The organism is Listeria grandensis FSL F6-0971 (assembly GCF_000525835.1).
Lineage (GTDB): Bacteria > Bacillota > Bacilli > Lactobacillales > Listeriaceae > Listeria_A > Listeria_A grandensis.
This window is the reverse complement of record NZ_AODD01000013.1, coordinates 122,334-128,493: the sequence shown is the minus strand read 5'-3', so window position 1 is coordinate 128,493 and position 6,160 is coordinate 122,334. Positions and strand designations below refer to the sequence as shown.

8 protein-coding genes are annotated in these 6,160 nt (G+C 41.3%); all 8 read left to right on the top strand.

What is annotated here, in order from left to right; genetic code table 11:
• Positions 1-491: VaFE repeat-containing surface-anchored protein (locus tag PGRAN_RS09225; protein ID WP_036066635.1), on the top strand; the 491-nt coding region annotated here is incomplete at its 5' end.
• 392 nt (positions 492-883) lie between these two features.
• Complete coding sequence (locus tag PGRAN_RS16805) at positions 884-1,066, top strand: hypothetical protein (protein ID WP_036066634.1); 183 nt, start codon at positions 884-886, stop codon at positions 1,064-1,066.
• Positions 1,015-1,323: an Ig-like domain-containing protein gene (locus PGRAN_RS16615; protein ID WP_149024034.1), complete on the top strand. Its 309-nt coding sequence runs from the start codon at positions 1,015-1,017 to the stop codon at positions 1,321-1,323. The genes PGRAN_RS16805 and PGRAN_RS16615 overlap by 52 nt, the downstream gene beginning before the upstream one ends.
• Positions 1,301-2,002: a hypothetical protein gene (locus tag PGRAN_RS15735; RefSeq protein WP_051998554.1), complete on the top strand. Its 702-nt coding sequence runs from the start codon at positions 1,301-1,303 to the stop codon at positions 2,000-2,002. Before PGRAN_RS16615 ends, PGRAN_RS15735 begins: the two co-directional genes overlap by 23 nt.
• A gap of 26 nt (positions 2,003-2,028) precedes the next feature.
• Positions 2,029-2,433 (top strand): hypothetical protein, encoded by a 405-nt coding sequence (locus PGRAN_RS15730; protein ID WP_149024033.1) that lies wholly within the window; start codon positions 2,029-2,031, stop codon positions 2,431-2,433.
• A 233-nt stretch (positions 2,434-2,666) separates the two neighbouring features.
• Positions 2,667-3,548 (top strand): ABC transporter permease, encoded by an 882-nt coding sequence (locus PGRAN_RS09210; protein ID WP_376699095.1) that lies wholly within the window; start codon positions 2,667-2,669, stop codon positions 3,546-3,548.
• A gap of 17 nt (positions 3,549-3,565) precedes the next feature.
• Complete coding sequence (locus tag PGRAN_RS09205; RefSeq protein WP_036066631.1) at positions 3,566-4,546, top strand: carbohydrate ABC transporter permease; 981 nt, start codon at positions 3,566-3,568, stop codon at positions 4,544-4,546.
• A 121-nt stretch (positions 4,547-4,667) separates the two neighbouring features.
• The gene (locus tag PGRAN_RS09200) at positions 4,668-6,128 is read left to right on the top strand and encodes an ABC transporter substrate-binding protein (RefSeq protein WP_036066630.1); all 1,461 of its coding nucleotides are present in this window, start codon (positions 4,668-4,670) and stop codon (positions 6,126-6,128) included.
• The last annotated feature ends 32 nt before the right edge of the window (positions 6,129-6,160 follow it).

Here is a 6,160-nt window from a genome sequence, read left to right as displayed (position 1 = left end):
TAATGGATAAAGCAACAGGTATGCCAGTCGTATCAAACGGTAAAGAAGTGCTAGGCGAAACAACCTTCACACCAGAAGAGCCAAGCGGTGTCGTAGAAGTAGCCTTTGACTTAGATGCACGTGAACTAGCTGGAAAAGAAGTTGTTGTCTTTGAAAAATTATTCCGCAATGGGAAAGAAGTTGTGGTACATGAAGATATCAATGACTTAGACCAAACGGTTCGCTTTATCAAGAAGCCAGATCCAGAAAACCCGGAAAGAGTAGATCAACTAGACAATCCGCAAACACCAGAAAATCTGTCTAAATCAGATAACGATCCAAGCGAAATAGGGAAAATAGATAAAGCTAGTAAAAATGAAAAACGCACAATCTTAACGGAGAGAATGCCGAAAAATGGAGACGATTTCTCGTTGTTAACCCTCCTATTTGGAAGCCTGCTTGTAGTGATTGGATCCAGCATTCTCCTCAATAAAAGGAAACAACGTCTTTAAAAGGTAGATCATAAATACAGTAGGGTGAAGGCGCACTTTCAATTCATGGAAGTGCGCTTTCTAATGCATAATCTGAGATTTGGAATCAAGAAAGTGCGAACCAAACATACTTACAGAAGCTAGGTATTGAGAAAAATCAAGCCCCCTATCGGTGTTTCCTTTTTTAATTATTTTAGTATTTTTTGTCGTGATAGCGTTTACTTAGAAAAAAAGAAGCTGTGCATTTAGATTTAATCCGCTTTCACAAATTTAAGATTTATAATCCATCCACAGACAGCATCAGTAAATAAAGTTTATACTAAACATATAGGAGTAAAGTTTCGTTTAGTTAAAATTTGGATATTCGCAATATAGGGATTTCAGATAAAAAATGAAGATTATGGAGGCAGTAAATGAAAAAGAACGATGTGAGTAAAGCTGTAAGAAAGGGCACAATAGTTTTAATGGCTATGGGACTAGCGCCTATTTTTTCCATAGACAGTGTGAATGGAGAAGCGTCAACTAATTTACCTGAAGAATTTTTTTGGAAAAAAACACAATATCAACAATTAAAGGAATTGAATCACCAGGAATAGACCGATTAACAACGAGTGCCAATCCTGTCATCGGAGGGACAGGAGTAGCAGGAGCAACAGTTATTATAAAAGCTGATGATCAAGAAATTGGACGTGGAATAGTATTTATCACCGGTCAGTATTCTATTCCAATTTTAAAACAAGTAGCGGGAACAAAATTATCAGTAACTCAAAGCATAGAAGGCGACACGAGCACGGCGCGAGAAATCAAAGTACCAGAACCCAATCGTTTCCATGCCAACAACAATAAGTTCTAACGAAGTAAGCTACCGAGGCATTGCGCGTAAAGGGTTTTCAAAAATAAGCCTTTATAATGAACAGAAGCAAATCATAGCGCAAACAACAGCGATTGGAAGCGGATCTTTCGTATTTAGTATGCCAAAACAAGTCCCAGGAAGTAAATTAACACTCGTAGCAACAGCAGGTGCAGAATTAGAAAGCAGAGACATAACCGTCAATACGACGATATATGTAAGTGGTTTTGCGACGGGCGGGACATATCGACATATGCAAAATACGCAAATTGAGGGAAATATCATTGGACTTAAAATGAGTGAGCTATCTGGCATGAAGAGTGTTAGTCCAGACGCGACAAAAGCGACGATTACTAAGCTTCAAACACTAGCTGAGTCGAAAAAAATAGATGTGACAGAAGATGACCAGAATTATATTTCTACAGGGATTAATTCCTACAACACATTAAAGAATGCCAAGATCAATCGAAATTTCTTTTATTCTAATAGTAGCGTAGGGCAAGATCATGCTATCTATCTAAGAGGATCTCAAAACATAGATTTTGTAGGCAACCATGTTCGTGGTTTTCATAATGGCGTAGCAGGAGGCATTAAATTTAAATCAGGACGAAATATCCTCATTGTGAATAACTATTTTAGAAATACAGGGATTATTATGTATGGAACTGCGAATATGGTTTAGCTGACACTTATACATCCGTATTCGAATTGTCTAACTGGTTAGTTGCGGGCAACACTTTTGACTGGAAAAAATGGGAGGATAGTTATGCGTTTGGGATGGAACTCAACTGGGCAACTCGGACGCCTAACACGCATAAGGGTGTTTTTATAAGCAATGCATATATCAACTATCAAAATATACCATCCAACAGAAGGATCGGTTTAGGTTTAACAACGGATGGCGTAGGATTTTTCCCAGTTGATTCTTATGTGGCTGGGAACACCCGTGATGACACAGCAGATCGCATTTTAAAAGTGTCGGGATGGCCAGATGATTATCAGGACTTGATCCCTAATAAGAAGGCGTGGGGAAAAGTGCTTCCTGCCGATATGACATCAAAATATGAGGAGTACTCGAATATTTCCACACCGTTACGGGATAATCTGAGGTAAACGCAAAATAGAGCAACAGAACATGAGGGTGGACCATAAGTTGAGCGAAATATCAACTCGTGGTCCATCTTTTTGTGCTTTCCTAATTTTGTCCACAAATCTATATTTCCCCCACTATTCGCGATACCCCTAAAAAAGGTACACTTAGTATGTTGAAAACACTTACAAAAGCGGGGTGACACGAATTGAAGAAGTTCTTCAAAAAGCTCTACGCGAATAAAATTTGGTTATTCATGGTTTTACCAGGAGTCGCATGGTTTTTAATCTTTGCGTATTTACCGATGTTTGGAACTGTGATTGCCTTTAAAGATTACCGTGTAGATGGAAGCGGATTCATATCTAGTCTAATGAGTAGTGACTGGGTAGGGTTAGAAAATTTCAAGTTTTTATTTAGAACAGATGATGCCTTTATTATTACAAGGAATACCGTACTTTATAACTTAGTCTTTATTGTCGTGGGACTCCTTTTGGGCGTTGCTTTGGCGATCGTCTTTAACAGTCTTGTAAACAAACGCATGGCAAAAGTGTATCAAACTGGTATGCTATTTCCCTACTTCCTGTCATGGGTTGTTGTGAGCTACTTCCTTTACAGTTTCTTGAGTGAAGATAGTGGACTACTTAACTCGCTGATTGTCTCCTTTGGTGGCGATCCAATCTCGTGGTATAGCGATCCACACTATTGGCCGTTCATCCTGATTTTCATGAACATTTGGAAGGGGATGGGCTACGGTAGTATCGTCTATTTAGCCGCGATTGCAGGTATTGATCGGAATTATTACGAAGCCGCAATGATCGATGGCGCCGGCAAATGGCAACAAATTCGCCACGTTACGATTCCGGCTTTGACACCACTGATTATCATTCTAACAATTCTAAACGTCGGCAAAATTTTCAACTCTGATTTCGGCTTGTTTTACCAGCTTCCGCGAAATTCAGGGCCATTATTCCCAGTGACGGATGTTATCGATACATACGTTTATCGTGGTTTAACATCGCTTGGGGACATCAGTATGAGTGCCGCGGCAGGGCTTTATCAGTCGATTGTCGGCTTCATACTTGTCATGCTTACAAACTACATCGTGAAGAAAATCGATCCAGAATATGCCCTATTTTAAAAACGGAGGTGAGTTAATTGGCAGAACAAATTGAACAAGTCGAGCAGTTAGAGCAGGTCAATGGCGACCTCCGCCTGCCGAAAAAAGATAAGCGTAAAAAAACAAAGCCTGACGTCATCGATTTCGGACCTAACATGAACGTAGCAATGAATATATTACTCGGATTCCTTGGCATACTATGCGTCTTTCCGTTCCTATACATCATTGTGATTTCGTTCAGTAGTCAAGATTCACTAGCAACACAGGGTTTCCGGCTTATCCCGAATGAATGGAGCACAGAAGCCTACAAATACCTCTGGAATATGAAAGGTCAGCTGTTGCAATCCTATGGCGTCACGATTGTGGTTACCGTAGTGGGAACTGTGTTTAGCGTAGCGATGATTGCCTTGTACGCTTATGCGATTTCCCGTAAACAATTCGCCTACCGCAAACAATTCACCTTTTTAGCCTTTTTCACGATGTTGTTTAGTGGCGGGATGGTACCAGCATACATCGTCATGACCCAAGTACTCCAACTGAAAAATTCCATCTGGGCACTGATTCTGCCTCTAGCAATGAACGCGTTTTACATCATGATTATGCGGACCTTCTTTATCCGCTCGATTCCAGAACCAATCCTAGAGGCCGCGCGAATAGAAGGCGCTAGCGAACTCCGCATTTTATGGAAAATTGTTTTGCCGCTATCGCTGCCAGGTATCGCGACGATTGCCTTGTTTAGCACGCTCGGTTATTGGAATGACTGGTTCAACGCCTCGCTATACATCGACAACCCACAACTAGTCCCACTCCAATCCCTGTTGATGAAAATTGAGAATAATCTTGAGTTCATGCGTCAAAATTCGGATATCGCGTTCACAGCCGGCGCATTCAAAAGCATTCCCCAAGACGGTGCGAAAATGGCGATGGTTGTCATTTCAACGATACCAATCGCGATTACGTATCCGTTTTTTCAAAAATATTTCATAAGCGGGCTGACCATCGGGGGAGTGAAAGAGTAAATCTGCGGGCTGAGAAACTGTTGGAGCTGCCCGAAATGAGTTACAGCATCTATTTACAGATTAGTGATAAAATAGGGTTCTGAGATTGACTCGGGATCCTGGTAAAAAGGGAGGATTTTTGATGAAGAAGAAAATGTTTCTGGTTATGATTTTGAGCAGTATGTTGTTGGTAATGGCGGCTTGTGGTAGTGATAAGTCGGCGAGTGGAGATAGTGAGGTTACATTGAAATGGTACATGATTGGGACGCCTCAAAAGGATAATGCGAAGGTGATGAAAGAGGTCAACAAATATACGCAAGAGAAGCTTGGCATCGGTGTCGACATGACGCAAATCGATTGGGGGGACTACGGCAGCAGAATGCAAACGATGATTAATTCGGGTGAAAATTTTGACATCGCTTACACCGCTGCGGGAGAATTCGTTACGTATTCGCAAAAAGGCGCTTTTATGGACATTTCGCCGTACTTAGATAAAGAAGGCAAGAAGATGAAAGCGGAGCTAAATAGCCAACTTTGGAAAGGCGTGACAATGGACGATAAAGTCTATGGCGTACCTTCCAATAAAGAAATCGGCGAGCAACAAGTGTATGTTTTCAACAAAGATCTCGTAGATAAATACAAGATGGACGTGTCAAAAGTAAATTCGTTCGCCGATCTTGGTCCACTCCTTAAAACAATTAAGGAAAACGAGCCAAACATTACGCCAATCGGTGGGAACAAGGACTTTAAGCCGGTGACGCCGTTTGATTATTTAATTGATTCAGCTGTTCCGCTTCCATTTGCGGTGGATGAGTACAATGATACTGGCAAAATCGTGAACTTCTACGAGCAACCAGAAACGATCGCCATTTTGAAGGATTTAAATGGATTTTATAAAGATGGTTATGTGAGTAAGGATATTGCGACGTCGACGGATCCATGGTCTTATGACAAGGAAAACTGGTTTGTGCGCATCGAGAAGTACCAGCCATACGCCGAATCGATTTGGGATAAGCAGACAAATGGTCAGTATAAAGTTGTGACGCAACCCATTATGAAAACACCAATCGTCAAAAATAGCTCAGTAACAGGTGCGATTCAAGCTGTATCGGTAACATCGAAGCATCCGAAAGAAGCGGTGGAATTTTTGAATCTGCTGAACACCGACCCGTACTTGCGTAACTTGGTCGATAAAGGAATCGAAGGTACGCACTATACAGAGCTTGCGGATGGCAGTATTGAAGATCTACCAGCGCGCGTGGAAAATTACTCGATGCCAACATACGCACTCGGAAATCATTTTATTTTGAAGAGATATTCGGATGAGCCAAAGGACAAGTGGGAGAAATTCAAAGAGTTTAATGAGGAATCTAAAGCTTCGCCAGGACTCGGTTTCTACTTTGACTCGAAAAATGTTCGGACAGAGATCGCCTCGATTACAAACGTATGTAATGAATTTGGGCCGGCGCTTCTGACAGGGACGGTTGACCCAGATGAATATATGCCGAAGTTCAAGAAAAAGTTGAATGATGCAGGAATGAAGACAGTGATGGCGGAAATGCAGAAGCAATATGATGCGTTTAAGAAGGAAAATAAGCAATAAATAATAACACTTTGGCTGGGAGCGAGACTTCT

What these genes read in the sequence shown, in the direction of transcription:
- PGRAN_RS16805 (WP_036066634.1), top strand. Translation starts at nt 884, where the DNA reads ATGAAAAAGAACGATGTGAGTAAAGCTGTAAGAAAGGGCACAATAGTT.
- PGRAN_RS09210 (WP_376699095.1), top strand. Translation starts at nt 2,667, where the DNA reads ATGGTTTTACCAGGAGTCGCATGGTTTTTAATCTTTGCGTATTTACCG.
- PGRAN_RS15735 (WP_051998554.1), top strand. Translation starts at nt 1,301, where the DNA reads ATGCCAACAACAATAAGTTCTAACGAAGTAAGCTACCGAGGCATTGCG.
- PGRAN_RS09200 (WP_036066630.1), top strand. Translation starts at nt 4,668, where the DNA reads ATGAAGAAGAAAATGTTTCTGGTTATGATTTTGAGCAGTATGTTGTTG.